We start from the raw sequence: 26700 nt of genomic DNA on the forward strand, positions 1-26700 counted from the left end.
CGCCGGCCGGGCGGGCCTCAGTTCGGGCGGCCGGGCGGGACCAGGCCGGTCTGGTAGGCGATGGCGACGAGCTGGGCGCGGTCGCGGGCGTCGAGCTTGGACATCGCCCGGTGGACGTGGGTGCGGACGGTGAAGGGGCTGACGAACATCCGCTCGGCGATCTCCTCGTTGGTGAGGCCGGTGGCGGCCATCGACATCACCTCGCGCTCGCGGGCGGTGAGGACGGACAGCCGCTCGCTCGTGGAGGCGGCGGAGGCCGGCTCGGGCTGGGCCAGGAACTGGTCGATCACGGCCCGGGTGGCGGCGGGCGAGAGCAGTGCCTCGCCCGCCGCGACGGTGCGGACGGCGGCGAGCAGCTCCTTCGGGTCGGCGCCCTTACCGAGGAACCCGCCGGCGCCCGCGCGCAGCGCCTGGGCCACGTACTCGTCGATCTCGAAGGTGGTGAGGATGAGCACCCGGGTGCCGGACAGCGCCTCGTCACCGCAGATCTCGGCGGTGGCGCCGAGGCCGTCGGTGCCGGGCATCCGGATGTCCATCAGTACGACGTCGGGCCTGGTGGCCCGGGCGAGTTCGACGGCCTCCCGGCCGTCGGCGGCCTCACCGACCACCTCCATGTCCTCCTCCGCGTCGATCAGCAGCCGGAAGGCGCCGCGCAGCAGGGCCTGGTCGTCGGCGAGCAGTACCCGGATGGTCATGCGTGGTCCCTCTCCTCTCGGACCGCGCCGTCCGCTCGGGCGGCGCCGTCCTGTCCTTCGGCTGGTGTCGGGCGATCGGCTGGTGCCGGGCGATCGGTGCGGGCGGCGCGCGCGGCCCTGGCGGCCCGGGCGACGTCGGCGGCGGTGAGGGCGCCCACGGACTCGGGGCCGTCGTCGCGGGCGCCGGTGCGCAGCGGCAGTTCGGCGGTGACCAGGAAGCCCCCGTCGGGCCGCCGGTCGGCACTGAGCCGGCCGCCCACCGCCCCGGCCCGCTCGCGCATGCCGATCAGGCCGAAGCCGCCCTCGCTCGGCGGGTGCTGGGGCAGCGGCACCGCGCGGCGGCGGCCGGTCGCGGTCGGGCGGCCGTTGGCGACGCTGACCGCGACCCGGCTGCCGCTGTAGGCGAGGGTGATCTCGGCGTCGGCGCCGTGGGCGTGCTTGGCCACGTTGGTGAGCGACTCCTGGACGATCCGGAAGGCGGTGAGGTCCACGCCGGGCGACAGCGGGCGGGCCTCGCCCTCGACGGAGAGCCGGATCGGCAGACCGGCCCGCTCGAAGGTGTTGATCAGTTCGGGCAGCCGGTCGAGGCCGGGGGCGGGTTCGAGCGGGGCGCGGTCCTCGGCGCGGCGCAGCAGGCCGACGGTGGCGCGCAGTTCCTGGAGGGCCGAGCCGGTGGCGTCGGTGATGTGGCTGAGCACCTCCCGGGCCTGGACGGGGTGGTTGTCCATGAGGTGGACGGCGATGGCGGCCTGGGCGTTGGCGAGGGCTATGTGGTGGGCGACGACGTCGTGGAGGTCGCGGGCGATCCTGATCCGCTCGTCGGCGACCCGCCGGCGGGCCTCCTCCTCGCGGGTGCGCTCGGCGCGTTCGGCGCGCTCCTCGATGGCCGCGAGGTGGGCGCGGCGGTTGCGGATGGAGTCACCGAGGGCGCCGGGCAGCAGGGCCCAGGCGAGCACGCCGAGCCGTTCGCTGATCGGCCCGCCGGGCCCGAGCAGCAGGGTGATCCCGGTGAGCAGGACGGCGGTGACGACCGAGGCGCGCAGCGCGGTGGCACGGTCGGTGCGGATGGCGAGGAAGTAGAGGGCGAGCAGCAGCGGCGTGGCCACGGTCGGGGTGAGCCGGGGGCTGACCATGGCGAGCGCCATCGTGCAGAGCAGCGTGACGGCGACCACCGCGCGCGGGTGGCGGCGGTGGGCGAGCACGGTGACGGCGGAGAACAGCGCGATGGCGAAGGTGGGCGCGGCGAACGGGGTGAAGTGGCCGCCGTTCTGGTCGATGGTGGCACCGAGGCCGGTGACCGTGATCACGCCCGCGCCGCCTGCCGCGTCGAGCAACCGGGGATGGTCGCGGCGCAGGCGCTGCCAGATGTCGCTCATGCTCGTGCTCTCCGGTCGGGGGACGCTGGTCGCGCCCGCGCCCGGGCATCGCCAGTTCGTGCCGCGCCGCTCCCGGTGGGAGCGGCGGGCGGGGTCGGGGGCTCCGGACGTACGGCGGTCCCCGACAGCAACGGTAACGGTTGGGGTTCGAACCGCTGTCCGAGCCGTACGGGATCGGTCCGAGGGGGGTCGGGCCGTACGGGGTCGGGCCGCGCGGGGTCGGGCCGAGGGACGGTGCCCGGCCCGGGCCCGCGTGGTGGCGGGGCCGGGCCGGGCCGCAGCGCCCTAGACGGTGACGGACTCCCGGGCCGGGGCCGGCTCCGGGGCGGCGGTCACGAGCTTGCTGCCCTCGACGTCCACGTCCGGTATCAGGCGGTCGAGCCAGCGCGGCAGCCACCAGGCGCGGCGGCCGAGCAGGGCGAGGACGGCCGGGACGATGGTCATCCGGACGATGAAGGCGTCGAAGGCGACGGCCGCGGCGAGGCCCAGGCCCATCATCTTGATCATCGGCTCGCTCATCCCGATGAAGCCCGCGAAGACGGCGATCATGATGAACGCGGCGGCGGTGACCACCCGGGCGTTGTGCCGGAACCCGGTGACGATCGCCTCACCGGGCTCCTCGCCGTGGACGAAGCCCTCGCGGATGCGGGTGACCAGGAACACCTCGTAGTCCATGGCGAGGCCGAAGACCACACCGATCATGAAGATCGGCATCATGCTCATCACCGGGCCGGTCTGCTCCACGCCGATCAGGTTGGCCAGCCAGCCCCACTGGAAGACCGCGACCACGGCGCCGAGCGCGGCGACCACCGACAGCAGGAAGCCGAGCGCCGCCTTCAGCGGGACGAGGAGCGAGCGGAAGACGATCATCAGCAGGATGACGGCGAGGCCGACGACCACGGCGAGGTAGGGCACCAGCGCGTCGGACATCTTCTGCGACACGTCGATGTTCATCGCCGTGGTGCCGCTGACCAGGACCGTCGCCCCGGTGGCCGTCTTCAGGCCGGCCGCGTCGTGCCGGATGGCGTGCACGATGTCCTTGGTCTCGGCCTCGCTCGGGCCGGTCGCCGGGACGGCGTTGAGCAGGGCCGTGTCGCCCGCCTGGTTGAACATCGGCGGGGTCACCGCGATGACCCCGGGCAGACCCGAGACCTTCTTGGCGACCTCGTCGGCGGCGGCCTTCGGGTCGGCGACGCCCTTGGCGTCCACCATGACCGTCAGCGGGCCGTTGAAGCCGGGGCCGAAGCCCTCGGAGAGCAGGTCGTACGCGCGGCGCTGGGTGGTGGAGGTGGGCTTGGACTCGTCCCCCGGCAGGCCGAGCCGCAGGTCGAGCGCCGGGGCGGCGAGCACCCCGAGGCCGATCACGCCACCGAGCAGCACCGCGAGCGGGCGGCGCAGGATGAAGCGGGCCCAGCGGGCACCGCCGTTCTCCTTCGCGCCCGGGGCCGCCGCACCGCGGGCCTTGCGGGCCTTGCGCGGCAGCACCTTGCGGCCGAGGAAGCCGAGCAGCGCGGGCACCAGGGTGAGCGCGACCAGCACGGCTATGACGACCGTCCCGGCGGCGGCCATGCCCATCTTGGCCAGGATCGGGATGCCGACCACGGAGAGGCCGGCGAGCGCGATCACCACGGTGAGGCCCGCGAAGACCACCGCGGACCCGGCCGTGCCGACCGCCCGGCCCGCCGCCTCCTGGGGCGTCCGGCCCTCGGCGAGCTCGGCGCGGTAGCGGGAGACGATGAACACCGCGTAGTCGATACCGACCGCGAGGCCGAGCATCATCGCGAGCGTGCCGGTGGTGGTGGAGAGCCCGAGCGTGCTGCCGAGCGCGGTGATCAGCGCCATGCCGAGGCCGACGCCGATGACGGCGGTGAGCAGCGGCAGGCCGGCCGCGAGCAGCGAGCCGAAGGTGATCACCAGGACGACGGCGGACAGCGCCATGCCGATCGCCTCGCTGCTGCCGCCCGCGTCGGGCTTGGCCATCAGCGCGGTGCCGCCGATCTCGACCTTGAGGCCGGCGTCCCGCCCGTGCTGGGCGGCCTGCTCCAGGGTGTCGGTGGCGGTCTTGGAGACCTCGCCGGCCTTGGCGGAGTAGCTCACCGTGGCGTAGGCGGTGGTGCCGTCCGCGGAGACGGCGCCCTTCATCTTGAACGGGTCCACCGCGCTGGTGACCTGCTCGGAGCCGGCGAGCTCGCCGACCGTGCGCTCGACGGCCTGCTGGTTCGGCGCGGCGGTGATCTTCTGGCCGGAGGGGGCGACGAACACCAGGCGCGCCGAGGCCCCGTCGGCGTGGCCGCCGGGGAAGCGCTCGTTCATCAGGTCGAAGGCCTTCTGCGCCTCCGTGCCGGGCATCGCGAAGCCGTCGTCGGGTGCGGCGGGCGCCTTGGCCGCGAGGACTCCGACGGCCGCCAGCACGGCGACCCAGAGGAAGGTCACCAGCCGGCGCCGGACGAAGGTCCATCGGCCCAGACGGTAGAGGAACGTGGCCACGGGAGAGCGGACTCCTTCGGATGCGGTTCTCGGGATCGGGAGGTGCCGCGGCCGGCCGGACGTCCTGGTGGACGCGGTCCGCCGCAGCATGACCAATCCTTGATCGCCGACCCCTACTCCGTCGTCGTCCCTGCGCAGGCCGTTTGCGTACTGCGGACGCAGTAGTGCCCTCCCCCGTACGGAGGAGCGCGCGTCCTACCCCGGAAGCAGCCCCCGGACCTGCGGCGGAAGCAGATCCGGTCACCCAAGCGGTCCGCGGCGGCGGGCCGCGGACCGGTGGGCGAAGTAGCGTGATGTGCCTGACCCGTCCGCTGACGTGCGGTTCGGGAGGATCCGACCCGATCGGTGCTGCTTTCGCAGCCCGCCGCCGGAGGTGCCCCATGGGCGTTCCAGCCGCCCGCATCGTGTTCGACGAGAGCGACCGTGCGGCCGTCGCCGAAGCGGTGACCGAGATGCTCACCACCGGCGCGCTGACCCTCGGTCCGTGGACCGAGCGCTTCGAGCAGGCCTTCGCCACCGAGCACGGCGCCTCGCACGCCGTCGCGGTGAGCAGCGGCACGGCGGCGCTGGAGGTGATCCTGCGCGGCATCGACGTCCGGGGCCGCGACGTGGTCGTCCCCGCCGTCACCTTCTACGCGACCGCCGGCGCGGTGGTGCACGCGGGCGGGCGTCCGGTCTTCGCCGACGTCGACCCGGCCACCCTCGCGCTCTCCCCCGAGACCCTGGAGGCGGCGCTCACCCCGGACACCGCCGCCGTCGTCCTGGTGCACATCGGCGGGCTGGTCGGCCCGCAGGTCACCGCGGTGCGGGCGCTGTGCGACCGGCGCGGTATCCCGCTGGTCGAGGACGCCGCGCACGCCCACGGCAGCAGCTTCGACGGGCGCGCCGCCGGGACCTTCGGCCTGGCCGGGGCCTTCTCCTTCTACCCGACCAAGGTCACCACCAGCGGCGAGGGCGGGATGATCCTCACCGAGTCGCCGGAGCTGCGCGACGAGGCCCGGATCTACCGCGACCAGGGCAAGGGCTCCTTCACCACCAACCACCACGTGAAGCTCGGCTACTCCTGGCGGATGAGCGAGCCGCACGCCGCGATCGGGGCGGTGCACCTGCGCCGGCTGAAGGAGTTCATCGAGACCCGCCGGGCCGTCGCCCGCCGCTACGACGCGGCGCTGGCCGGGCTGGACGGCCTCGACCCGGTGCTCGAACCGCCCGGCTGCCGGGGCAACTACTACAAGTACGTGGCGCTGCTGCCGCCCGGGGTGGACCGCGCGGAGTTCAAACGGGCGGTGGCCGAGGAGCACGGGGTGCGGCTGTCCGGCGAGGTCTACGACCTGCCGCTGCACCTCCAGCCGGTGCTCGCCCCCTACCGGCGCGGGCCGCTGCCGGTGGCCGAGGACGTCTGCGCCCGGCAGGTCTGCCTGCCGGTGCACTCCGACATGACCGATGACGAGACGGAGCAGGTGGTCGACGCCGTCTCCGCGGTGTACCGGCGCCTGGCCGGGTAGCCGGAGCGAAGGGAGCAGGATCGTGCGGATAGCCGTCACCGGAGGCTGCGGGTTCATCGGTTCACACGTCGTGGACCACCTGATCGCGGCCGGCCACGACGTCCTCGCGGTGGACACCACCGACAAGTACCTCAACCCGGACGCCGAGCACGCGCGGCTCGACATCCTCGACCTCGGGGCCCTCACCGCGGCGCTGGCCGGCAGCGAGGTGGTCTACCACCTGGCCGCCATGGCCGACGTCGAGCAGGTCTCCGCCGACCCCGTCCGCGCGGTGCGGACCAACATCGACGGCACCGAGGCCGTCCTGGAGGCCGCCCGGCGCAGCGGCCTGAGCCGGACCGTGCTGGCGAGCACCGTCTGGGTCTACGGGGCCGCCCTCACCGACGGGCAGATCGACGGCGGCGAACAGGAGCTGGACGAGCACGTGCCGATCGAGCTGGAGCACAGCGGCCATCTGTACGTCGCCACCAAGCTCGCCGCCGAGATGCTGGTGCACAGCTACCGCGAGCTCTACGGGCAGCACTTCACCATCCTGCGCTACGGCATCCCGTACGGCCCCCGGATGCGGGACGAGCTGGTCGTCGCCCGGTTCGTCCAGGCCGCGCTGACCGGCCGGCCGATCACCATCGCCGGGGACGGCCGGCAGAGCCGCAACTTCGTCTACGTCGAGGACCTCGCCGACGCCCACGTCCGGGCCCTCTCCCCCGCCGCCGAGGACCAGACCTTCGCGCTGGAGGGCTCGGCGGCCGTCTCGGTGCGGGACATCGCCGACACCGTGGACGCCCTGCTGGGGCCCGTCACCATCGAGCACATCGACGGGCGGAAGGCCGACTACGCGGGGCGGCGGATCTCCTCGGCACAGGCGAAACGGCTGCTGGGCTGGTCGCCGAGCACCAACTTCACCGCCGGCGTGCGGCAGTACGCGGACTGGTACCGGGCCGCCGTCGGCTCGGCCGCCGGCGCCTGACGGGGGCCGCCCGATGCCGCACGCCCTGCTGGTCTCCGGCTCGCTCGGGCAGGGCCACGACGTGATGGCGCAGGCCTGCGCGGACACCCTGCGGGAACGCGGCTGGACCACCGGCACGGTCGACGCCATGGCCCTGCTCGGGCAGCGCTCCGGCGCGGCCGGGGAGGCGGTGTTCCGCCGGCTGCTCGACCTGCCCGGGGTGTACGACGCCTTCCACTTCTCGGCGCTGCGGCCGGGCGCCCGGCTCGCCCTGCTCGCCGACGCGGCGGCCCGCGCCCGGCTGGTCCCGGCGCTGCGGGAGCTGATCGCGGCGCAGCGGCCGCAGCTGGTGGTCTCGGTGTTCGCCACCGCGACCTCGGCTGTCAACCGGCTGCTGCGGCAGGCACCGGAGCGGGAGTTCCGGCACTTCGTGTTCTGCACCGACGTGACGCCGCACCGGCTCTGGGTGCAGGAGGGGACGGACCTGTTCCTGGTCACCTCGGAGGTCGCGGCGTGCGCGGTGCGGCGGTACCGGCCGGACGCCGACGTCGCCGTCGTGCCGGCGCCGCTGCGGCAGCCGTTCTACCGGCCGCCGGAACGGGCCGCGGCGCGCGCCGAGTTGGGCGTGCCGGCGGGCGCCGCCTGCGTGCTGCTGATGTCGGGCTCCTGGGGGCTCGGCCCGCTCGCCCGCACCGCCGCCTCGCTGGCCGCCGCAGGCCCGCACGTGCTCGCGGTGGCCGGGCGCAACCGGGAGCTGGAGCGCCGGCTGCGGACCGCCGCGCGCCGGGAGCCCCGGCTGCACCCCTTCGGCTACACCGACCGCGTCCCCGCGCTGATGGCCGCCGCCGACCTGGTGGTCACCAGCTCGGGCGACACCTGCAGCGAGGCCCGGGCGCTGGGTCGGCGGCTGCTGCTCCTCGACGTGGTGCAGGGGCACGGGCGCGACAACCTCCAGCACGAGCTGGAGCTCGGCCACGCCGACGTCGCCACCGCCCGCCCCGCCGAGGTGGTCCGCAACGCCCTGGCCGCCCTCGGCCGCCCCGAGCCCGCACCGTCCGCCGGCGCCACACCGGAGGCGTGGCGCCGGGGCTTCGCAAGGGCGCTGGAACGAGTCGGGCTGGCGGCCATGGGGCACCTCGATCGGTGACGAACCGCTCAGCCCGCTTCTCCTTCCGGCGCGCTCCCACAAGCCCGTGTCAGGGATGGTCTCCCTCATCGCCGAAGGCCATCTGCTCCCACGCCCTGCCATAGGCCATAGCGGCAGTCAGCTGGTGGACCGCTGCCGACACCGACCTGCCTGGCCCTCGGAGCTTCTTGCCCCCCGCCCCGAAACGGTGGTCGGCCGCAGAACCGAACTCCTCGACCTTCGCTGACCCTTTCCTCATCCGCACGGCCATTCCGTTCAGCTCCTCACCGAACCTCCGGACTTCGGGAGCACGCTTGTCCTTCGGTACCGCGTCGGCCAGCGAGACCACGGTCCTCACCCTGAGGTCGATTCCCGCCACGCTTTCCGCGAACCTCTCCGCTGCCGCCTCCAGCTCGACCACCGGCGAGGACACCGCTCTCCCGAATGAACCCAGCGCAGCCGCTTTTGCGCCCACCGGATCACCCGACCGGGCGATTCGACGCTCCACCTCGTCCGCCGTATCAGCTGCCTTCCCAATGGTCTCGATCAGCGTCGTCACGGCATCCATGTCGACCAGAAGCGACCTCAGCTGATCGTCCAGCTTGGAAATCTGGTCCAGAATCCTGGGCTCGGCCAGGCCGTCATCATATGGAGCGGGAGGTACGGCACCGCCGCCTCCGGACGGAAGCAGCTTCCGCAGGATCCCCGGCGGCAAAGCCCCGGAAAAACTGTCCGTCAGCCCTCCTGCGACAACTCGTTCCAGGTCCTTCCGGACATCGACGAGTCCAGCCTCCGTCCGCTTGAACTTGAGAGTTCGGATCGAGGGAAGGTCGAAGGGTACCCTTCCGTGTTCGCCGATTTGGATCGTCGGCCGACCGGCCAGATGGCGAAGCGCCAGTCCGTAGATGACGCTTGGGTCCCCTCCGCTCAAGTCCGCAATGGCGATTTCATCCCGCACCAGGTGCTCGAGCAACTCGTCGGTGATCGCTCCGGAGTGGGCGATCTGGTCGGCCCTGACGGGCTCGATGCCGTACTTGCGGCACACCGGGTCAACCACCTTCTCTAAGGTCGTCAGGTAGTTCTCGTACGCCTTGAGTGCGGAACTCCCCGACGGCGCCAGACTATTACCGATCGGCCCGATCATGAGGCATCTCACCCGAGTGCTGTGGAGGTCCGTCGATCCCCTGGTCCGGTCCATCACGACACATCCTCCTGACAGGGAGTGTCCGACCCCCATCGAGCCGCAAAATCGGCACCTTCCGCCATGTCGGCCGCGTAGATCGGACGCTCTTCGATTCCGAGAGCCCGCAGCAGGAGAGCCGTCGGGATCCGGTAACACCGTCCGAACCTCAGCACCAGGCAGGGGAAACGACCGGCATGAATCATCTTGTACGCGGTGGCGACGCAGACACCGAACGCTCGGGCCGCCGTCCGCACGTCCACGGTCAGAGGCAGCTCGAAGGCTTCCGCGAAGGTAACAGGTCTCGCTGTCATCGCCGTCCGTCCTCCGGGTGAAGAAAAAGTCGACCGACCAGTCTTCCGCGATCCTCGGCGAGCCGGCTGAGAACGATCTCCCGCAGACCGAGACGTTCCGCGATCGATCCGATACGCTCACCCTCAACGCGTTGTCGGAGAACCGTGGACGACGTCCTCGGCGCGACCTCATCCGAATGCACAAGACTGGGAAGAACCGGCCAGATTTTGGCCGCCTTCACTCCGTTCCGAGCCGATGGGCAGGAATCAATCTGGTCGGCCGCCATCGTGGCAAGATCACCACAAGAATGCTCCCGAGAGAACCTTCGACCGTAGGCCCAGGCCTTGCCCCTGCAGAACCTGAGCAGATCACCCCCGATGGATGGACTTTCCGGATCCACCGCCTCCAGCGCCGCCAGCACAGCAAGAGCCGTCTCCGCTTCGACGTCATCGCGGTCGACCCCGAAGCGCTCGGAAATCTGCCGAACGGTGCGTCGCACACCGGGGAATGCCAACCAGGTCAAAATGACCCTCCAATCCGCTGCGTTCCCTGTCTCCGGGCAGTCTCCGAACCGAAGAATCGCCTCGCGCCAGATGGCCCGTCGGATCTCCTCGTCCGGTGGGTCCTGATACAGCGCTTCCCTTGCCGCTCGGATGGAAAGCGCTACGTGAGTCCCTTCGAAAAGGAACAGGAAGCGAAACTCCGCCCGACTGTCGAGCAGTTCGATACGGCCGTCTAGAGAGGCCTCCAGCCCCGTCCTTCTTCCCAGGTTCACGAGGCCGCCCCCTTCTTTCGCTGCCCACCACACAAGGCTTCCGAAGCCCTGTTACATACCTGCACAAGTCGAACCAGCGCCGCGCAGATCCTCGTGTACACCGTCACGGGCTCCGGCTCTCGAGTGCGGACCGCGGGCAGGAGCGATTCACCTGCGATGTTGTAGTAGTGCACACCGCCGGACACCCGGCCGGAAATCGCGACGCTTTCCTCGGCTAGCTGGGCGCGCACTTCCGGCGCCTGACGTCGGCACTGGTCAACCTCCTGCTCATCCATCGATTCGCCGCCGCTTCGGGACCCAGGGATTCGTGTAGTGCAATCCTCCGGCCACGTCCCCCACTACACCGATTCCGTTCTTGACGTCCTGCCGGAAGCTCCTCCTGGCGAGCTCCAACGGCGTCGGGATTCCTCCCGGTCGCCCCTCAGGAGATGATCCCGATTTTTCTTCCGGCTTCCCACCCAATCCACTTCTCAGCAACTCCCCGGAAAGCCTCGGAACATACACCCAGGCGCGCTGGGAGAACTCTTTTCCGTCGACCTCCGCCAGTACCTCGGTGAACTCATCCGGAGACAACCCGACGTATCCGCCGAGCACCGCGTCCTCGTAAGCCCGATCGGAGAGGACCGCGACCACATCGGTTTTCGCGCCACCCGCCATGAGAGCTTTCCGCAGTGGCCTGCAATCCAGCAGACGATGCAGATCGTTCCGCGCCGATCCTTTTCCGCAGACCTGATCAGCGGAATTCGCCACAGGCCCGACGTGGACGCTGATGCGAAAACGGATGCCAGGCCCCTTGGACACCTGGTTGTACCGACCGACCACTGCCTCCATGGTCGACAGGAAGGGAGAGATCACGAAAGGCAGATGGGCGGGATCGAACCCGATCGCAATTCCGTCACCGGAACTCTCCGAGAAGTACCCGTTCTGCCTGAGGCCACCTAGCCCGGCTGATTCGAGTGCCCGGTCCACAAGAGCGGGGACAAGCTCGCTCGTAGGGGCGTGCAGTAGTGAGGGGAGTCTGGTATAGCCCATGGCATCCACCGCCACCATCGCAGCATAGCGGGAGAGCGGAACACTTTTCGACCAGGGCAACGGAATTTCCTGGAACGACATGTGACCTCCTGAAATTCACTGGTTCTCCGGCCCACTGCCGGCCAGCTGGCCACAAGAATTTCCAGCGGAAGCCGCGGCTAATGCACAGCACTGTGCACAACAGCCTTTTGTGGCGCTCCTCACAATTCGATCTAACGTGCGCAATGGCGCACGCGTCCCACCCCTCTCGCCATGTCGCGCAGTGCACGGATGTCCTTGATCTCGAGGGCCTCCCGCCCGGTAGCAACGGTTCCCGCATCCTTCAGGCCTTTCAGGACAGGACACAGTGCGTTTCTGGTGACCCCGACCGCTTGCGCGAGCACCTCCCGAGTCAGCCCCTCGATCTTCATCGTGGAACCGTTTCCGGCGAGATACAGCAGAGTTCGCGCCAATCCGACCTCCAATGAATGGTCCTTGAGCCAGATGCGCGCGAGTGCGGCATCGACCCGCTGCCCCTGCTCCCACACCAGCAGCTCGCGGGTGAAATCGCCTTTCTGAACCATCATCAGGAAGTCATCGCATCGCACCATCACGGCCTTGCACGACCCCAGCGCCGTCACATCGGCATTCCTCGGTTTACCGGCCAGCACCGACATTTCACCGAGCAGGTTCATCGGCCCCCTGAACGCCATCCATCTGCTGCGCCCGTCGGCGAGTCGCCGAACGACACGCACGAAGCCGTGAGTCAGCAGTAGAACATGATCCCCCCTGCTCCCCTGACCCAGGATCAACTCTCGGTTTTTGTAGTTGACTTCTCTCCCTCTGCGTCGAAATTCATCCACCAACTTCTGCATCGCTGCTCCTCGAGCGCCCAGGGCAAGCCATCCCTGCCCTCCACTCAGATTTGTACCGTTTTCATCCCGCCAGTTCCGGAAGGCACGGCACAGCGACGAAGCGCGCCCCGCGTGTTCCCAGGCGGCTACCTCCGGCCGGGGACCCCAATCCCGAGAGAACCACCGCCGGGAAACAGCACCACCCGGTGGTCGCGGAGGGGGCCGAGGGTGAGGCGGTGGGTGCGGCAGTGGGCGGCGATCAGTGGGAGGGCGGCGAGGGTGGCGCGCCAGGAGCCGGGGGCGGAGGTGCAGTCGGAGTCGTGCAGCAGGAGGGTGGCGCCGCCGGTGAGGCCGGGGCGGGCGGTCGCGTAGACGGACTCGCCGGTGGCCTCCGCCGTCCAGTCGCGGCCCCAGGCCGTCCACAGCACGCTGCGCAGGCCGAGTCGGCGGGCGGCCAGGGCCGGGCCGGCGGTCAGGACGCCGTACGGCGGGCGGTACCAGCGCGGGCGGGCGCCGCAGAGTTCGGTCACGGCCTCGCTGGCGCGGCGCAGTTCGCGCAGGTCGCGGGCGGGGGCCGGGTACCACTGCTGCCGGTGGTGCCAGCCGTGGACGGCCACCTCGTGGCCGCGCAGCACCAGCTCGCGGCCGAGCCCGGGGGCGCGCTCCAGCATCGCGCCGAGCAGGAAGAAGGTGGCGCGGGCGCCGAGTTCGTCCAGCGCGTCGAGGACGTACGGGGTGCTGGCCGGATCGGGGCCGTCGTCGAAGGTCAGGGCGACGTGGCCGGGCGCGGCGCCGTGTCCGGCGGTGCGGCGGGCCAGGGTGCGGCGCAGTGGCGGCAGGCGGACGGCGGCCGGGGCGAGGTGCAGGAACTCCGCGCCGACGGCGAGGGCAGTGGCGGCGACGGCGGCGGTGCCCGTCCGGTGCACGGCGGCGGCGCTCACTCGAAGCGGGCGGCCATCCGGCGGAACACGCCCGGTGCCACCCCGTGGAGGCGGGACGGGAAGCCGAGCCAGTGCGGGACGTAGAGGCGGTCGCGTTCGGTGGTGATGGTCGCCACCACCGCGTCCGCGACCCGGTCCGCGGGGACCAGCCTCGGCCAGTCGCGCTCGTACGGGGTGCCGCGCCGCTCGAAGAACGGGGTGTCCACCGCGCCGGGGAGCACCAGGCGCACCCCGACGCCCGTGCCGCGCAGCTCATACCAGAGGCTCTCGGCGAACATCGTCAGCGCGCCCTTGGTGGCCGCGTAGCCGGACTCCTCCCGCGAGCCGACCTGGCCGACGATCGAGCCGAGCAGCACGATCCGGCCGCGGCGGCGCTCCAGCATGCCGGGCAGCAGCAGGCGGACCAGGCGCAGCGGGGCGGCGAGGTTGACCTCGATCATCCGGTCCAGGGTGTCGGAGGGCGTCTGCGCGTACGGGCCGCGCCAGCCCAGGCCGGCGCTCGCGACCAGGGCGTCCACCCGGCCGGTGTCGGCCAGGGCGGCCTCGGCGAGGCGGGCCGGGCCGTCCGGCTTGCTCAGGTCCTCGGGCAGGGCGCGGCCGCCGGTGCGGTCGGCGAGTTCGTCGAGGCGGGCGCGGTCGGTGCCGGAGAGCAGGGTGAGCCAGCCGGCGTCGGCCAGGCGGGTGGCGGTGGCGCGGCCGATCCCGGAGGAGGCGCCGGTGATCAGCGCGACGGGGCGGTCGGCCGGGTCCGGCGGGGGCTTCAGGGCCTTCCGGTCCGCGGGAGCCGCGAGGTCGGTGACCTCCTTCGGGTCCGACCGCCGGGGTCGGGAGTGGGGCTCCTCCGCCATCGGGCACCTGCCGCTCTGTGACCGCCTCGCCGTCCATTTTGTCCGGCAAGTCACCTTCGCACGGCGGAGCCGTCCGGGCTACCGGGGCGGTACGGCGGGCTCCGCCTCGGCGTCCCGGTGCGGGGCGGTCGGCTCCGCGGGCCCGCCCTCCGGCTCGCCGAAGCGGGAGAGCACGAAGGTGCCGCCCACCGCCACCGCGAAGCCCGTCAGCGCGCACCACTCGAACCCGGGGCGCGCGGCGTCCCCGAGCACCGTCACGCCGACCAGCGCCGGGCCGAAGGTCTCGGTCACCGTCCCGGCGGCGGTCGCGGCCGTCACCGTGCCGCGCTGCAGGGCCAGGGCGTAGGCGAGGTAGCCGCCGAGGCCGCCGACGGCGAGGGCGTAGGCGGCCGGGTCGGTGAGCACGGCGACCGGGCCGGAGGCGTCCAGTACCCGTACGGCCAGGCTGGTCACGCCGAAGCCGGCCCCGGCCAGCAGGCCCAGGCCGGCCGCGGCCGCGTTGCCCTCCCGCCGCACCAGGACCAGGGTGGCGAGCAGCAGGACGGCGGTGGTGGCGAGCAGCGCCCAGTGGAAGGCGGGCGCGGCGTGGTCACGGCCCTCCCGGCCGGAGCCGAGCGCCAGCAGGGTCAGGCCGACGACCACGGCGAGGATGCCCGCGAGGTCGCCGCGGCGCAGCCGCGCGCCCAGCAGCCAGACGGCGGCCAGGGCGGTGACGGCCAGGCTGGCGTTGGTGACGGCCTGGACGAGGAAGAGCGGGAGGGTGCGCAGGGCGACGATGCTCAGCGCGAAGCCGACGATGTCCAGCAGGGTGCCGAGGAGGAACTGCCAGGACCGCGCCAGCGCGGCGAGCAGGCCCGCCCGGACCCGGTCGGCGCGCGGGGCCGACCGCGCCCCGCGCGCCTGGAAGACCGCCCCGAAGCCGAAGCAGACGGTCGCGACCAAGGCGGTGGTGAGTCCCAGCAGCATGCCTCTCCCAGCCTCCCGGGGCAGCGTCGATCCACCACCAGTCTGGGGCCGGGGGGACGGGGTCGCACGGGTGGAGCGGGTGGGACGGATCGGACGGGAACGGGAGCGGCGCCGGACGGGATCGGCTGGGCCCGCCGGGTGGACCCGGGCGGCGCGCGGTTTGCCGACGGACGGTGTCGCGTCATCCCTGATCCATGATTCAGCACGCCATGCCGCTCGCCGCATCCGGTCTGAAGATCGACTGGGCCAGGATGCCGACCTACAACACGATCATGTCGGTGGCCGCCGGCGCCGGACTCCTGCTGGTGGTCGCCCTGGGGCGCCGACTCCTCGTCCAGGGGCGCAGCACCACGCTCGAGGGCTGGGCGCTGGCGTTCGGGGCCCTCGGGTTCACGCTCGTCACCACCGGCCTGCACATGACCCTGACCTGGCCGCTGGCCGGGCAGGGGTTCCCGTTCGACAACGTCATCTTCGGCGAACCCGCCCTGGCGTTCGGCGTCTTCCTGCTGACGGCCTCCTTCTACCTCTGGAAGCGCGGCAGCGAACTGCTCGCCGCGGACGGCGTCGACCGGACGGTCCGGGTGGCCGCGCCGATCTCGGTGTTCGTCTTCGGCATGGGGCTGGCCTGCTTCGGCATCGCCGCCGCGGGCTGGAAGTACACGCTCTTCGCCGCCCCGCCGGAGGAGCCGATCTCCGGGGAGTTCTCGGACTGGCCGTGGCTGGAGGCGAGCTTCATGTCCGGGCTGTACGTGCTGGTCGGCATCGGGGCGCTGCTCTTCCCCTTCGCGCTGCGGGACCCCCGGCGGTGGATGAGCCCGGTGATCGGCGTCGTGTGGGGGCTGGCCGGCCTCGCCTTCCTGGCGTTCGGCGGGCTGAACTACTTCACCCACATCGGGCTCATCGTCAACACCATGTGACCGGCCGCGGGTGTGGCCGGGGCGCCCCCGTCACGGCCGGACGGCCACCCCCGCGTACAGCGAGACCTCCTCGGCGGCGACGGGCGCCTCGTCGGGGGACGGCCGCCACTGCGCGATGGGGACGAGCCCCGGCTCCAGGAGGGTCCAGCCGTCGAAGAAGCGGGCGATCCGCGGCCGGGTGCGGGCCTGGGCCGCGGTGCCGGCCGCCTCGTAGATCCGGGTCAGTGTGGCGATGTCCTCGGGTGCGAACTCGGGGCTGACGTGGGTGATCACCAGGGTGCTGCCCGGGACGAGGGCGGACTTGAGGTGCTCGACCAGCTCGTACGCGCCGTGGGCGTCGGGGACGAAGTGGAGCAGGGCGTTGAGGGAGAGCGCGACCGGGCGGGACAGGTCGAGGGTCTCCCGCAGTCCGGGGGCGGCGAGCAGCCGGGCCGGGTCGGTGGCGTCGGCCTCGACGTACGCGGTGCGGCCCTCGGGGGTGCCGGTGAGCAGGGCCTGGGCGTGCGAGAGCACGATCGGGTCGTTGTCGGCGTAGACCACCCGGGCGTCCGGCCGGACGCCCTGGGCGACCTCGTGCAGGTTGGGCGAGGTGGGGATGCCGGTGCCGATGTCGAGGAACTGGTCGAAGCCGAGCTCGGCGAGGGCACGGGTCGAGCGCTGCATGAAGGAGCGGTTGACGCGGGCCGCGGCGCGCAGCCAGGGTGCGACGGCGAGGGCGTGTCCGGCGGCCTCGCGGTCGGCGGCGAAGTTGGTGAACCCGCCGAGGAAGTAGTCGTACATCCGCGCCGAGTGCGGAACGTTGAGCCGCAGGTCCACTCCGTCGTAGAGACCCATCCGTGTTCTCCCCCCGGTGCCGTGCCCGATCGATCCTCCCCGCCCACGATAGGCGCGGCCCCTCGTGTTCCGAACAGCTTCCGGGCATTCCAACCAACCGCTGGTTCCCATGAGATGACAATCTGTATTCGGATTGCAGCCTGGAGTGACAGGCCTGATGGAATGAGGATGGGCGCAGACAGCCCGACCCTCGGGTGGCCCGGTGCGCAGCCGGCGGCCACGGAAAGCAGGCCCGATGACGATCGACAGGGGCGCCCCGACGCGCAGGCACCGGGGCGGAACGGCCGTGGCGTACCTCCGCGGGACGGCGGCGGAGCCGACGGCCGACACCGACCCCGGACTCCGCTCCGACCCCGAACTTCGCCTGGGCCTCCCCTACGCGGCCTTCTGCGAGACCCACGAACCCGCTTGGCGCGCCCTGGCCCTGACCCGGATAGGCAGCCAGTCCGACGCGGAGCTGGTGGTCTCGGCGGTGAAGGCCGACCTGGCCCGCTGCTGGTCGCAGGTGCTCCGGTTCGAGGAACCGGCCGCGTACGCCTGGCGGTTGGCCAATCGGCACGTCGCGGACTGGGTGGCCGCCGAGGAGCCGGTCGAGGTGGAGGCGGTCACCTTCGCGGCGGTGATCGGCGCCTTCAAGCAGGTGGCGAAGGGGCTGCTGCACAGCGAGGCGGACGAGGTGCGGCTGTACGCGGCGATCCTCGAACTGCCGGACCGGCAGCGGGACGTGGTGATCCTGCGGTACCTGCTCGGCCTGCACGTCAAGGTGATCGCGGCGTACCTGGGGCGGCCGGTGGCGACGGTTCACTCCAACCTCCGGCACGCCCGGGAGAGGCTGGCCCGACGGCTCGGGGTGGGCGAACTCCCGGACGGCGGCGGCGAGCTGTGACGGCGGCACCGGAGGACCGGGCCCCGGACGGACCGGGCCGGGCCGACGGCGGGCGCACGGTGTTCCGCGTCCCGCGGCCCGAACGCGCCCATGCGGAGCGGATCGCCGCCGTGCGCCGGGCGCGGCTCACGGCCGCGCCCGCGCACCTGCCGTCGGAGCACGAGCAGGCGGCGTTCGAACTCGGCCTGGTGGTGGCCCTGGTGCTGGGCGCGCCGGACGCCTCGCGCGGACTCGACCTGCTGGTGAACGCGCGCCGGATCCAGCCGGAGGGGGCCGAGGTGTTCGGCGCGCTGCTGTACGCGACCGGCAAGGAGGAGGGCGCCGAGTTCTGGTGGCGCTTCGCGGCCGGCTCGGGCAGCGGGACGGCCGCGTACTGCCTGCACCTGCACCACCTGATGCTCGGCGAGACCGACGACGCCGACTACTGGCGGGCCTGGTCGGACCAGCTGGCCACGGCCGAACGGCCGCCCGGCCCACGGGCGTTGCGGATGAACCGGCCGCTGCTGCCGGACGACGTGCGGCGCGACATCCTCTCCCGGGTGCACCACGGGCTGGCCCCGCAGCTGCCGCCCGCCCTGGTCGCGGTGATCGACCGGCTGCCGGTGCAGGACGGCGGCGAGGAGGAGGTGCCGAGCCCCTGGGGGCTCACCTCGGGGGCGACCTCCGCCTATTCCTGGGAGGACCTTCCGTGGGACCCGGTGGATGATCGCGACGCCCCGTGGGGGTGAGCGCCGTACGGGCCGCCGTGATCATCCCTTCAGGTGAGCACGGACAGCCGGGCGACGACGGCCGGGTCGCGCCCGCTGCCCGCCTCGGTCCGCTCCCCCGCCGGGGCGGCGTGCCGGACGACGTAGTGGTGCGGCGCCATCGCGGTGTCGCGTCCGGGCAGGGCGGCGACCACCGCGCGGTGGGCCTCGACCGGGCCGAACGAGGGGTCGCCGGTCGCCAGCTCCACCACCAACTTCCCCTCCTCCTCGGAGAGTCGGTGCTCCCCGAGGGCGGTCCGCAGCAGTTCGCGGACGGCCGCGAGGTCGATCCAGGCGCCGTCGACCAGCCGCCATTCGCCGCCCCTTTCACCCCCCGGCGGGCCGAGCACGGCGGGCAGGTCGGACAGCAGCACCGGCCCCTCGGCGGCGGCCGCGAGCAGGGCCGGCAGGGCCCGGGCGAAGCCCTCGGTCTCCTCGGGGTCGAGCACCTGGGGGCAGGCGATCAGGGCGAAGTCGAGGCTGCCGGTGATCCGCAGGATGGTGAACATCAGCCGGACCGGCAGCGGCGGGGCGGGCAGGACGGTGAGTTCGGGGTCGACGGCCGGGGGCGGCTGGGCGTCGGCGACGGCGGCCGGGATGGTGAGGCTCAGGTCGTTGACGACCACCTGGCGGGAGAACCGGGCCCCGCGCAGGTGGGCGGCGTCGTCCACCAGCTGCCAGACCTGCTGGGCGTCCAGGGTGCTGTGCCAGTAGGCGCTCAGCGAGGCGGACTTGGCGCGGCCGATCAGCTGGTCGAGGTCGGCCGCGCCGGTGTCGAGCAGGATCAGCGCGTCCTGCGCGAGGGTGCCCACGTGGTCGATCAGGGCGGCGCGCTGGCGGTTGGCGGAGAGCGCCGAGAGCACCAGCTCGCGGCTGCCGGACCGGTGGGCGACCAGCGCGGCGAAGGCGGCGAGCAGGACGACCGACGGACTGGCGCCGGTGCGCCGGCAGACGGCGGCGAGGTGGTCCGCGGCGGTGCGCGAGCGGACCAGCAGGGCGCTGTGGCCGCCGGGCGGGCCGGTGATCCGCGCGTCGGCGAAGACGACCTGCGGGCCGGCGGTCAGGACCCGGGCCCAGTGCCGCAGTGCGGCCGCGACCCTGCGGCGGCCCTGGGCGCTCTGCTCCGCGACGGCGACCTCCAGCGGGGTCGGAGCGGTGACCGGCGGCAGCTCCTTCCCGGCGGCGAGGGCGTGCCAGTCCTGGATCAGCACCGCGGTGGCGGCGCCGTCGGCACCCGCGTGGCAGACCACGGCGACCAGCCGCAGCAGCCGCTCGCCCGCGGCGAGCATGGTGAACCGGACCCGCGGCGGAGCGTCGAGGGGCACCGGGACGGCGACATCAGCCCGGCCCAACTCGGCGGCCAGCGCGTCCAGTTCGACCTCGCTCCGACCGCCGGCCTCGACCACCGTGACGGCGAACCGGCCGTTCCGGTGCACCACCTGGCGGTCCGGGAAGCCGTCCGGGCCGGGGCCCGCGGGAAAGGAGGTCCGCAGCGACTCGTGGCGTTCGACCAGCAGGCGCAGGGCGACCAGCCCGGCGGGGACCGAGACGCCGTCGGGCACCGGCCAGACGGAGTCCTTGTTGATCCCCTCGGGCGGGTCGCGCCGGATGCAGAGGACCATGTTGCCCTGTCCCCGGGTGAGCGGGCCGGAGCCGCCGCCTTCGGCGGCGTACCGGACGGTGATCCGCCTGGGGGTCGCTGTCGTGCCGCGCGGTGTCGCGCCGAGTGACGTCGGATCGTTCGGTGGGGCGTCCTGCGGTGTCACGTCGTACGCGCCTTTCGGCTCGCCGGGGAGGACCGGGGAGGGTTCGGCAGGGGGTGTGACCGGGACGCTACCAGCGCCCTCGCGAGCTGGTCCAGACCAAACCTCGACGGGCCCGATCCATCGTCAATTTTCTTTCCACACACGGCAGTTGACATGTATCGGCGATTCCCCGAGGGCCGCCACGGCAGCCCGGAACGGCTCCGCCACGGGAACGTCGCGGAGCCGGGACGGGCCGGTGCCGAGCCCGCCCGGGTCGGCCACCAGCACCGGCGAGGGGCCGCCCACGGGCACGCCGAAGGACCGCGCGAGCCGCCCGCCGTACGCCTTGACGCAGGCCTCGCGGCGGCACCACAGGGTGGTGAACCGCGCCGCCCGCTCGGCCGGTTCGACGGGCTCGGCGACGAACCGCGCCTCCTCGGACGGGAACCAGCGGGCGGCCATCCGCTCGGCCGTCCGGGGGTCGTGGAGCCGCTCGACGTCGACGCCGACCGCCCGCCCCTCGGCGAGGGCCAGCGCCGCGAACGCCCCCGAGGCCGACCAGCTGACCCGCAGCCCACCGGCCGCCGCGGGCTCGGGCTTGCCGTGCGGACCGTACCGCCAGACCATTGCGGCCGGGGGCACGCCGAGCCGGGCGGCGACCAGCCGCCGGACGGCGCCGCGCACCACGGTGAAGCGCTCGCCCGCCCCTGGGTCCATCCGCGCCGCCCGGGCACGTTCGTCCGGGTCGAGCAGCGGCCACAACTCAGCGGCCGGCACAGCTGGTTGACGCGTATCGATCAGCCAGAGGTCGATCGCCGTCACGGCAGGGCCAGCGTGCTGAGCACGCCGAGCCGGCGGTCGTACCCGGCCAGCAGCGCGGGCCGGCCGTCCGCCCGCCAGCGCGGGAGGTGGTCGGCCAGCTCCGCCCAGAGTCCGGTGAACGGCTGGGCCGGCGGGGGCTCCCCGGCGCCGAAGCCGGGGCCGAGCAGGAGCGCCGCCTCCGGCCCGAGCTTCTCGGCCTCGGCCCGGACCGCCTCCGCCGGGGAGGCCTCGCCCCGGGTCTGCCGGACGGCCAGGCCCTCGCCGGGGACCTCCTCGCAGACCAGCACCACCACCGCGTGCCGCTCCGGCAACGGCACCGGCCCGGACGGTTCGTAGTGCAGCGCGCTCTGTTCGGCGAGCACCACCACGGCCCGGCGGCAGGTGCCGGTGCGCTGGTGGGCGGCGGCCAGCCGCAGCGCGGTGAAGGCCGCCGCGCCGCCCTGGTCGCAGACCGCGAAGGAGAGCGGGCTCCCCGGGACGGACCGGCTGAGCGCCAGCGAGGACGGCGCGCCGGGCCGGACGTCCGGGGTGTCGAAGGCCAGGATCAGCAGGTCCGCCGGCTCGTCCTCGGCCAGCGCCTCGCGCAGCGGTCCGGCGGCCAGCTCCTCGTAGGAGTGGCCGACGCCCTCGCCGAGCAGGTCCTCGCGCAGCGGCAGGCCGTAGGGGCGGACGAGGTCGGAGACGAAGACCCGCAGGTCCGGGTCGAGCGAGGTCTCCGAGCGGCCGTCGGAGCGGCGGGCGAGCACCCGGGTGATCCGCAGGCCGGTGGGACCGGGGGCCACCCGGTCAGTCCTCGGGGATGACGTGCCCGGCGACGTAGTCGGCCAGCCTGGTGACCGACCGCAGGTCGTCCTCGGTGATCTGCTCGACGTCCACCTGGATGTCGAGCGACTCCTCCAGCTCCAGGATCAGCTCGATGGTGCCGGCCGAGGTGAGGCCGAGGTCGTCGAAGAGGCAGGCGTCCTGCGGGATCTCGGGCAGTTCGCGCTTGAGGACGCGCGGCAGGAGCTCGCCGATGCCGTGCAGGATGCGCTCGCGCAGTTCGGGGTCGGTGGTCTGGACCGCGGCTTCTGACATGGGTGTCCCGTCCCGTCGTACGTGGGATGTGTGCTCCGGGGCTTGCAGGCGCCCCGGGGCTCTGGGGTGGCGTGGGAAATGCGGTGTGGGAAATACGGCGTCGCTGTGCGGACGACGGCCGCCGGAGGAGCCGGCGGGCCGTCAGTACCGCATGGCCATCGCGGAGAACGTGGCTCCGACACCGGCGGCGGCGATCAGGTAGTGGTCGCCGCGGCGGAGCAGCCCCCGCGTGGTGGCGGTGTGGAGATTGATGAGGCTGTCTGAGGCGAAACTGTGCCCGACCGACCGCACGTTGTCCAGCACGACTTTCTCGACCGGATAGCCGATCCGGCGCGCGATCATCCGCCAGGACGCCTGGTTGACGTTGTGCGGCAGGATCGCGGCCAGGTCGGAGAGGTCCAGACCGGCCTGGTCCAGGGCGGCCTCGATCGCCTCCACCATCACGTTCGGGTACTCGCGCTGGTAGCGGGCGAGCAGGTCCGGGTCCTCGGCCAGCCGGCCGTCGAACTCCGGGCGTTGGCGCACCGCGAAGGAGAGCATCCGGTGGCGCTCGCCGTCGGCGCTGACCAGGCAGGCGGCCGCGCCCTCGGCGAAGATGCCGGTCTCGGGCACCACCTGGGCGTCCCTGGTGAAGGTCTTCTCGCCGGTCAGCACCAGGGCGAGCGCCGCCGGGTCGGGTTCGGCCGCGAGCAGCCGACCGGCCAGGTCGATGGCCAGCAGGCCCACCGCGCAGGCGTGGTGGGTCACCGTGAAGGCGTCGGCGTGCGCCAGGCCACGGGTTTCGAGCAGGTCGTGCAGCGGGTTGAGCGGATGGGGCACCGCCACCGGCATGCTGCGCGCATGGATCACGAAGCGGACGTCGCGTTCGCGTCCGCGCAGCTCCGGCAGGTTGTCCAGGGCGGCTTCGAGCAGGTCGGGCAGCGTCCCGGTCGGATCCAGACGTAGCTGGTCCAGGCCGTGGAAGCGGCGGAAGAGACGGAGTTGACGTGGGGTCAGGCCGATGCGCTCGCCCACCGCCTCGATGGGAACGGCGTGTGGGGGGAGGTGGACGGCCACTGCCTCCAGTGCGGTCACCCGGGCTAGTATTCCGACGCCCGCCGGGTCGCACAAGTGATCCCGGGCCCCTCCGCCGTCGCCGCCGCTCCCCGGAAGCCGCCAACTGCGCTCCGGTGCGGTCGCGTTCACCCCCGTGCCGTCGAGCAGGTGGGAGATCTCTCATGCCGAACCCTGAACCCCTCCACCCCGACGCCCCGTTGGACCCGGAGCTGGTGGCCCTGCTGGTCGAGGCGGCTGGCGCGCCGCCCGACTGGGCGCGCCACGTCACCCCGGACGCCCGACTGGACGGCGACCTGCTGCTGGACGAGGACGAACTCGCCGATCTGTCGCTACGGCTGCGCGAGCGCTTCGGTCCGCGGGCCGACCTGGCCGCGCTGCGCGCCGGGCTGGACCTGGCCGCCCTGGAGGCCCTGACCGTCGCCGACCTGCGGCGACTGCTCCCCGAGGAGGACGCGCGATGACCCGGTTCCTGCTGGTGATGCCGCCGTTGACCGGCCACGTCAACCCGGCCGCGGGCATCGCCGCCGAGCTGACCGCACGCGGCCACCAGGTCGCCTGGACCGGCACCGAGTCCGTGCTGCGCCCACTGCTCGGCCCGCACGCCGAGGTGCTCGGCACCGGCACCCGGGCGTTCCGGGCCCAGGGCGGGCACGGGCTGGCCGCGCTGCGCACGCTCTGGGAGGGCTTCATCGTCCCGTACGCGCGGTTCACCGCGAAGCCGCTGGACGCGATCGTGCGGGAGTGGCGGCCGGACGTCCTGCTGGTCGACCAGCACACCCCGGCGGGCGCGCTGGTCGCGCACCGGCACGGGCTGCCGTGGGCGTCCTTCGCGCCGGGGGCGATGGAACTGGGGCGCCCCTACCGGGCGTTGCCGCAGGTCGAGGCCTGGATGGCCGGGCTGCTGCGCGGGCTGTGGGAGCGCGCCGCGCTGCCTCCGGAGGAGTACCTGGACCCGCGCTTCTCCCCCGCCCTGGTGCTGGCGACCACCGGTCCGGCGCTGACCGGTTCGGCCCCGCCGCCGGAGCACGCGCTGGTCGGGCCGGTGCTGTCGGTACGGCCGCACGACCCGGACTTCCCGTGGGAGCGGCTGCTGCCCGGCCGGCGGCGGGTGCTGGTCACCATGGGCACGCTGGCCGGCGAGCTGGGCGCGGACTTCCTGGCCCGGTCCGTCCGGGCGCTGGAGCTGTGCGGCGGCGACGTGCAGCCGGTGTTCGCCGCGCCGCGCGGGCTGCTGCCCGAACTCCCGCCCCGGGCCGTGGCGGTGGACCGGGCGCCGGTGCTGGAGCTGATGGCGCGCGGCGAGCTGGACGCGGTGCTCTGCCACGGCGGAATGAACACCGTGGGCGAGGCGCTGGCGCACGGCCTGCCGCTGGTCACCGCGCCGATCCGGCACGACCAGCCGGTCGTGGCCGGCCAGGTGGCGGCGGCCGGCGCGGGGCTGCGGGTGCCGTTCGCGCGCGTCGCGCCGGAACGGCTGGCGGGCGCGCTGCGGGCCGTACTCGACTCCACGGAGTACCGGCGGCGGGCAGTTCAGGTCGGCGCGGAACTGCTGGCCGGGGGCGGTGCGGTGGTCGCGGCGGACCGGCTGGAGGCGCTCGGCCGAACGGGCCCGGGCCGGCGCCCTGTAGCAGACCGGGAGACCGCACGTCCATTGGTCTAGGCCATTGTTTCCGGGGCGGGGTTCGCCCTAGGGTGTCGCAGCGGCACCGCCCTCCGCAGGTGCCGGGCCCCGCCTTCCCAGGTGCCGTGGCAGCCCATCCCCGCACGGGAGTTCCCGTTGATCGAGACCACGGGACTGCGCAAGTCCTACCGCAAGAAGACCTCCCGCCGCGGCGGCGACGACACCACCGTCGACGCCGTCCGCGGCATCGACCTGTCGGTCGCCGCCGGCGAGATCTACGGCTTCCTCGGCCCCAACGGCGCCGGGAAGACCACCACCCTGCGCATGCTGGCCACCCTGATCCGCCCCGACGGCGGACAGGCCGTCATCGCCGGGGCCGACCTGTTCACCGACCCCGCCGGGGTCCGCCGCCGGATCGGCTACGTCGCCCAGGGCGGCGGCACCACCGACAACGTCAGCGCCCGCGAGGAACTGGTGCTCCAGGCCCGGATGTACGGCGCGGCCAAGGCGCAGGCCGGCCAGGCCGCCGCGGACGCGCTCAAGGCCTTCGACCTGACCGGGTTCGGAGACCGCCCGTGCGCCACCTACTCCGGCGGCCAGCGCCGCCGGGTGGACATCGCGCTCGGGGTGATCCACCAGCCGCGGGTGCTGTTCCTGGACGAGCCCACGGTCGGGCTGGACCCGGCCAGCCGGGCGTACGTCTGGGAGGAGATCCGCCGGCTGCGCACCGAGGGCATGACGGTGGTCGTCACCACCCACTACCTGGACGAGGCCGACGCGCTCTGCGACCGGGTCGCCATCGTCGACCACGGCCAGGTGGTGGCCGAGGGCACCCCCGAGGCGCTCAAGCGCGAGATCTCCGGCGACGTCGTCCTGGTCGGGCTGGACGCCGCGGAGGCCGCCTTCGAGCGCGCGGCCGCGGTGCTGCGCCCGCAGCCGTACCTGCACCGGCTGGAGCAGAACGGCGACGAGGGGCTGCGGCTGTACCTGGAGGACGGCGCCGCCGCCATCCCCCAGCTGCTGCGCGCGCTGGACGCGGCGGGCCTGACGCCCGGCACCGTGCAGCTCCAACGGCCCAGCCTGGACGACGTGTTCCTGGCCCGCACCGGGCGCTCGTTGCAGCAGTCCTGACCCCGCACCACCCGGACCCGCACACCTCCCTGGGGAGACCGTGAAGCTCGCCCGCGACACCTGGCTGGTCTTCCAGCGCCAGCTGCTGCTCATGATCCGCACCCCGATCTGGATCGCCGTCGGCATCATCCAGCCCGTGTTCTACCTCCTGCTGTTCGCCCCGCTGCTGAAGAAGGTGCTCGCCTCGGAAGGCGCGCGCAGCTACGCCGACGTCTACCAGGTGTATGTACCTGGCCTGTTGGCGGTGCTGTGCATCTTCGGCGGGCTGTACACCGGCTTCAGCCTGCTCGGCGAGCTCAGGTCCGGCATCATCGAGCGCTCGCGGGTGACCCCGGTGAGCCGGCTGGCGCTGCTGCTCGGGCGGGCGATGCGGGAGATGGTGGCGCTGCTGGTGCAGGCCGTCCTGATCACCCTGATCGCGCTGCCGTTCGGGCTGCGGGTGAGCCCGCTGAACCTGCTGCTCGCCTACCTGCTGCTGGGCCTGCTGGCGCTGATGACCTCGGCGATCTCCTTCGGCATCGCGCTGATGGTGCCGACCGACGCGGCGATGTCGCCGGTGGTCAACACCATCGCGCAGCCGATCGCGCTGCTGTCCGGGGTGCTGCTGCCGCTCACCCTGGCGCCGGAGTGGCAGCAGCAGGCGGCCAGGTGGAACCCCTTCTACTGGGCGGTGGAGGGCATGCGCGCGCTGTTCTCCGGGCACGCCGGGGACGATGTGGTCTGGCAGGGGCTGCTGGTGGTCACGGTGATGACCGTCCTGGCGGTGTACTGGTCGGCCCGGCTGTTCTCCACCCGGGTGCGCTGACGGACGGCACGGAGGGGCCCGGCTCACGATGAGCCGGGCCCCTCCGTCGTCCCCGT

The 26700-nt window shown here is 73.0% G+C and carries 28 protein-coding genes; 10 read left to right on the forward strand and 18 right to left on the reverse strand.

Annotation, left to right across the window (positions count from 1 at the left end):
* Nucleotides 1-17 precede the first annotated feature (17 nt).
* The 3 genes from AMK13_RS29770 to AMK13_RS29780 all read right to left on the reverse strand — a co-directional run bounded on the left by AMK13_RS29770 (nt 18) and on the right by AMK13_RS29780 (nt 4558).
* Nucleotides 18-695, reverse strand: a complete 678-nt coding sequence (locus AMK13_RS29770; RefSeq protein ID WP_049651497.1) for a response regulator transcription factor — start codon at nt 693-695, stop codon at nt 18-20.
* Nucleotides 692-2071 carry a sensor histidine kinase gene (locus AMK13_RS29775; RefSeq protein WP_074004856.1) on the reverse strand — a complete coding sequence of 460 codons (1380 nt, stop codon included), beginning with the start codon at nt 2069-2071 and terminating at the stop codon, nt 692-694. The genes AMK13_RS29770 and AMK13_RS29775 overlap by 4 nt, the downstream gene beginning before the upstream one ends.
* Nucleotides 2072-2356: 285 nt before the next feature.
* Nucleotides 2357-4558, reverse strand: a complete 2202-nt coding sequence (locus AMK13_RS29780; RefSeq protein WP_049658035.1) for an MMPL family transporter — start codon at nt 4556-4558, stop codon at nt 2357-2359.
* A 380-nt stretch (nt 4559-4938) separates the two neighbouring features.
* Here AMK13_RS29780 and AMK13_RS29785 point away from each other — a divergent pair, with 380 nt between their 5' ends.
* From AMK13_RS29785 to AMK13_RS29795, 3 genes are read left to right on the forward strand one after another with little or no spacing between them, the layout of a single operon-like run.
* The gene (locus AMK13_RS29785) at nt 4939-6063 is read left to right on the forward strand and encodes a DegT/DnrJ/EryC1/StrS family aminotransferase (protein WP_074004857.1); all 1125 of its coding nucleotides are present in this window, start codon (nt 4939-4941) and stop codon (nt 6061-6063) included.
* Between the two features lie 22 nt (nt 6064-6085).
* On the forward strand, nt 6086-7030 hold the full coding sequence (locus tag AMK13_RS29790) for an NAD-dependent epimerase/dehydratase family protein (RefSeq protein ID WP_049658039.1): 945 nt from the start codon (nt 6086-6088) through the stop codon (nt 7028-7030).
* A 13-nt stretch (nt 7031-7043) separates the two neighbouring features.
* Nucleotides 7044-8156 (forward strand): MGDG synthase family glycosyltransferase, encoded by a 1113-nt coding sequence (locus tag AMK13_RS29795; RefSeq protein WP_074004858.1) that lies wholly within the window; start codon nt 7044-7046, stop codon nt 8154-8156.
* Between the two features lie 49 nt (nt 8157-8205).
* Here the strand turns inward: AMK13_RS29795 and AMK13_RS29800 are convergent, their stop codons facing one another.
* From AMK13_RS29800 to AMK13_RS29830, 9 genes are all read right to left on the reverse strand, one after another.
* Nucleotides 8206-9336, reverse strand: a complete 1131-nt coding sequence (locus AMK13_RS29800; protein ID WP_074004859.1) for a hypothetical protein — start codon at nt 9334-9336, stop codon at nt 8206-8208.
* Entirely contained in the window at nt 9333-9629 is a 297-nt protein-coding gene (locus AMK13_RS29805; RefSeq protein WP_074004860.1) for a helix-turn-helix domain-containing protein, read from the reverse strand. Before AMK13_RS29805 ends, AMK13_RS29800 begins: the two co-directional genes overlap by 4 nt.
* Entirely contained in the window at nt 9626-10384 is a 759-nt protein-coding gene (locus AMK13_RS43070; protein ID WP_143204662.1) for a hypothetical protein, read from the reverse strand. Before AMK13_RS43070 ends, AMK13_RS29805 begins: the two co-directional genes overlap by 4 nt.
* Nucleotides 10381-10659, reverse strand: a complete 279-nt coding sequence (locus AMK13_RS43075) for a hypothetical protein (RefSeq protein ID WP_143204663.1) — start codon at nt 10657-10659, stop codon at nt 10381-10383. The genes AMK13_RS43070 and AMK13_RS43075 overlap by 4 nt, the downstream gene beginning before the upstream one ends.
* Complete coding sequence (locus AMK13_RS43080; RefSeq protein ID WP_074004861.1) at nt 10652-11497, reverse strand: hypothetical protein; 846 nt, start codon at nt 11495-11497, stop codon at nt 10652-10654. The genes AMK13_RS43075 and AMK13_RS43080 overlap by 8 nt, the downstream gene beginning before the upstream one ends.
* A 131-nt stretch (nt 11498-11628) precedes the next feature.
* The gene (locus AMK13_RS29815; protein ID WP_074004862.1) at nt 11629-12270 is read right to left on the reverse strand and encodes a Crp/Fnr family transcriptional regulator; all 642 of its coding nucleotides are present in this window, start codon (nt 12268-12270) and stop codon (nt 11629-11631) included.
* A 125-nt stretch (nt 12271-12395) separates the two neighbouring features.
* Nucleotides 12396-13190 carry a polysaccharide deacetylase family protein gene (locus AMK13_RS29820; RefSeq protein ID WP_241853086.1) on the reverse strand — a complete coding sequence of 265 codons (795 nt, stop codon included), beginning with the start codon at nt 13188-13190 and terminating at the stop codon, nt 12396-12398.
* Nucleotides 13187-14038 carry an SDR family NAD(P)-dependent oxidoreductase gene (locus tag AMK13_RS29825; RefSeq protein ID WP_074004863.1) on the reverse strand — a complete coding sequence of 284 codons (852 nt, stop codon included), beginning with the start codon at nt 14036-14038 and terminating at the stop codon, nt 13187-13189. The genes AMK13_RS29820 and AMK13_RS29825 overlap by 4 nt, the downstream gene beginning before the upstream one ends.
* Nucleotides 14039-14116: 78 nt before the next feature.
* Nucleotides 14117-15004, reverse strand: a complete 888-nt coding sequence (locus AMK13_RS29830) for a DMT family transporter (RefSeq protein WP_049656234.1) — start codon at nt 15002-15004, stop codon at nt 14117-14119.
* Between the two features lie 209 nt (nt 15005-15213).
* Here AMK13_RS29830 and AMK13_RS29835 point away from each other — a divergent pair, with 209 nt between their 5' ends.
* Complete coding sequence (locus AMK13_RS29835; RefSeq protein WP_375873785.1) at nt 15214-15921, forward strand: DUF981 domain-containing protein; 708 nt, start codon at nt 15214-15216, stop codon at nt 15919-15921.
* 30 nt (nt 15922-15951) lie between these two features.
* On the opposite strand, the gene AMK13_RS29840 is transcribed toward AMK13_RS29835, so the two are convergent.
* On the reverse strand, nt 15952-16755 hold the full coding sequence (locus AMK13_RS29840; RefSeq protein ID WP_074004864.1) for an SAM-dependent methyltransferase: 804 nt from the start codon (nt 16753-16755) through the stop codon (nt 15952-15954).
* Between the two features lie 235 nt (nt 16756-16990).
* On the opposite strand from AMK13_RS29840, the gene AMK13_RS29845 reads away from it, so the two are divergent.
* Both AMK13_RS29845 and AMK13_RS29850 read left to right on the forward strand, forming a co-directional pair.
* A complete protein-coding gene (locus AMK13_RS29845; RefSeq protein WP_079272599.1) occupies nt 16991-17641 on the forward strand; it encodes an RNA polymerase sigma factor in 651 nt (216 codons plus the stop codon).
* Entirely contained in the window at nt 17638-18369 is a 732-nt protein-coding gene (locus AMK13_RS29850; protein WP_107418887.1) for a hypothetical protein, read from the forward strand. Before AMK13_RS29845 ends, AMK13_RS29850 begins: the two co-directional genes overlap by 4 nt.
* Before the next feature lie 29 nt (nt 18370-18398).
* On the opposite strand, the gene AMK13_RS29855 is transcribed toward AMK13_RS29850, so the two are convergent.
* From AMK13_RS29855 to AMK13_RS29875, 5 genes are all read right to left on the reverse strand, one after another.
* Nucleotides 18399-20009 carry a condensation domain-containing protein gene (locus AMK13_RS29855; RefSeq protein ID WP_079272600.1) on the reverse strand — a complete coding sequence of 537 codons (1611 nt, stop codon included), beginning with the start codon at nt 20007-20009 and terminating at the stop codon, nt 18399-18401.
* Between the two features lie 267 nt (nt 20010-20276).
* Nucleotides 20277-20954 carry a 4'-phosphopantetheinyl transferase family protein gene (locus AMK13_RS29860; RefSeq protein ID WP_143204664.1) on the reverse strand — a complete coding sequence of 226 codons (678 nt, stop codon included), beginning with the start codon at nt 20952-20954 and terminating at the stop codon, nt 20277-20279.
* A complete protein-coding gene (locus tag AMK13_RS29865; protein WP_074004867.1) occupies nt 20951-21736 on the reverse strand; it encodes a hypothetical protein in 786 nt (261 codons plus the stop codon). The genes AMK13_RS29860 and AMK13_RS29865 overlap by 4 nt, the downstream gene beginning before the upstream one ends.
* A 4-nt stretch (nt 21737-21740) precedes the next feature.
* Nucleotides 21741-22031: a phosphopantetheine-binding protein gene (locus AMK13_RS29870; protein WP_049653836.1), complete on the reverse strand. Its 291-nt coding sequence runs from the start codon at nt 22029-22031 to the stop codon at nt 21741-21743.
* A gap of 141 nt (nt 22032-22172) precedes the next feature.
* Nucleotides 22173-23105 (reverse strand): 3-oxoacyl-[acyl-carrier-protein] synthase III C-terminal domain-containing protein, encoded by a 933-nt coding sequence (locus AMK13_RS29875; RefSeq protein WP_049653834.1) that lies wholly within the window; start codon nt 23103-23105, stop codon nt 22173-22175.
* A 143-nt stretch (nt 23106-23248) separates the two neighbouring features.
* Between AMK13_RS29875 and AMK13_RS29880 the strand changes: the two genes are divergently transcribed.
* The 4 genes from AMK13_RS29880 (at nt 23249) to AMK13_RS29895 (ending at nt 26644) form a co-directional block, all read left to right on the forward strand.
* Complete coding sequence (locus AMK13_RS29880; protein WP_074004868.1) at nt 23249-23548, forward strand: hypothetical protein; 300 nt, start codon at nt 23249-23251, stop codon at nt 23546-23548.
* Nucleotides 23545-24747, forward strand: a complete 1203-nt coding sequence (locus AMK13_RS29885; protein ID WP_074004869.1) for a glycosyltransferase — start codon at nt 23545-23547, stop codon at nt 24745-24747. Before AMK13_RS29880 ends, AMK13_RS29885 begins: the two co-directional genes overlap by 4 nt.
* Nucleotides 24748-24864: 117 nt before the next feature.
* Nucleotides 24865-25839 carry an ATP-binding cassette domain-containing protein gene (locus tag AMK13_RS29890; protein ID WP_049653828.1) on the forward strand — a complete coding sequence of 325 codons (975 nt, stop codon included), beginning with the start codon at nt 24865-24867 and terminating at the stop codon, nt 25837-25839.
* A 40-nt stretch (nt 25840-25879) separates the two neighbouring features.
* Nucleotides 25880-26644: an ABC transporter permease gene (locus tag AMK13_RS29895; protein WP_074004870.1), complete on the forward strand. Its 765-nt coding sequence runs from the start codon at nt 25880-25882 to the stop codon at nt 26642-26644.
* Nucleotides 26645-26700: the final 56 nt, after the last annotated feature.

This window comes from Streptomyces sp. CB02056 (genome assembly GCF_001905545.1).
Classification (GTDB): Bacteria; Actinomycetota; Actinomycetes; order Streptomycetales; family Streptomycetaceae; genus Kitasatospora.

Excerpts from the sequence above, each read along its gene's own strand:
- AMK13_RS29785 (WP_074004857.1), top strand. The coding sequence starts at position 4,939 with ATGGGCGTTCCAGCCGCCCGCATCGTGTTCGACGAGAGCGACCGTGCG.
- AMK13_RS29835 (WP_375873785.1), top strand. The coding sequence starts at position 15,214 with ATGCCGCTCGCCGCATCCGGTCTGAAGATCGACTGGGCCAGGATGCCG.
- AMK13_RS29775 (WP_074004856.1), bottom strand. The coding sequence starts at position 2,071 with ATGAGCGACATCTGGCAGCGCCTGCGCCGCGACCATCCCCGGTTGCTC.
- AMK13_RS29885 (WP_074004869.1), top strand. The coding sequence starts at position 23,545 with ATGACCCGGTTCCTGCTGGTGATGCCGCCGTTGACCGGCCACGTCAAC.
- AMK13_RS29840 (WP_074004864.1), bottom strand. The coding sequence starts at position 16,755 with ATGGGTCTCTACGACGGAGTGGACCTGCGGCTCAACGTTCCGCACTCG.
- AMK13_RS29880 (WP_074004868.1), top strand. The coding sequence starts at position 23,249 with ATGCCGAACCCTGAACCCCTCCACCCCGACGCCCCGTTGGACCCGGAG.
- AMK13_RS29855 (WP_079272600.1), bottom strand. The coding sequence starts at position 20,009 with ATGGTCCTCTGCATCCGGCGCGACCCGCCCGAGGGGATCAACAAGGAC.
- AMK13_RS29845 (WP_079272599.1), top strand. The coding sequence starts at position 16,991 with ATGACGATCGACAGGGGCGCCCCGACGCGCAGGCACCGGGGCGGAACG.
- AMK13_RS29770 (WP_049651497.1), bottom strand. The coding sequence starts at position 695 with ATGACCATCCGGGTACTGCTCGCCGACGACCAGGCCCTGCTGCGCGGC.
- AMK13_RS29870 (WP_049653836.1), bottom strand. The coding sequence starts at position 22,031 with ATGTCAGAAGCCGCGGTCCAGACCACCGACCCCGAACTGCGCGAGCGC.
- AMK13_RS29830 (WP_049656234.1), bottom strand. The coding sequence starts at position 15,004 with ATGCTGCTGGGACTCACCACCGCCTTGGTCGCGACCGTCTGCTTCGGC.
- AMK13_RS43075 (WP_143204663.1), bottom strand. The coding sequence starts at position 10,659 with ATGGATGAGCAGGAGGTTGACCAGTGCCGACGTCAGGCGCCGGAAGTG.
- AMK13_RS29825 (WP_074004863.1), bottom strand. The coding sequence starts at position 14,038 with ATGGCGGAGGAGCCCCACTCCCGACCCCGGCGGTCGGACCCGAAGGAG.
- AMK13_RS29815 (WP_074004862.1), bottom strand. The coding sequence starts at position 12,270 with ATGCAGAAGTTGGTGGATGAATTTCGACGCAGAGGGAGAGAAGTCAAC.
- AMK13_RS43080 (WP_074004861.1), bottom strand. The coding sequence starts at position 11,497 with ATGTCGTTCCAGGAAATTCCGTTGCCCTGGTCGAAAAGTGTTCCGCTC.
- AMK13_RS29805 (WP_074004860.1), bottom strand. The coding sequence starts at position 9,629 with ATGACAGCGAGACCTGTTACCTTCGCGGAAGCCTTCGAGCTGCCTCTG.
- AMK13_RS29795 (WP_074004858.1), top strand. The coding sequence starts at position 7,044 with ATGCCGCACGCCCTGCTGGTCTCCGGCTCGCTCGGGCAGGGCCACGAC.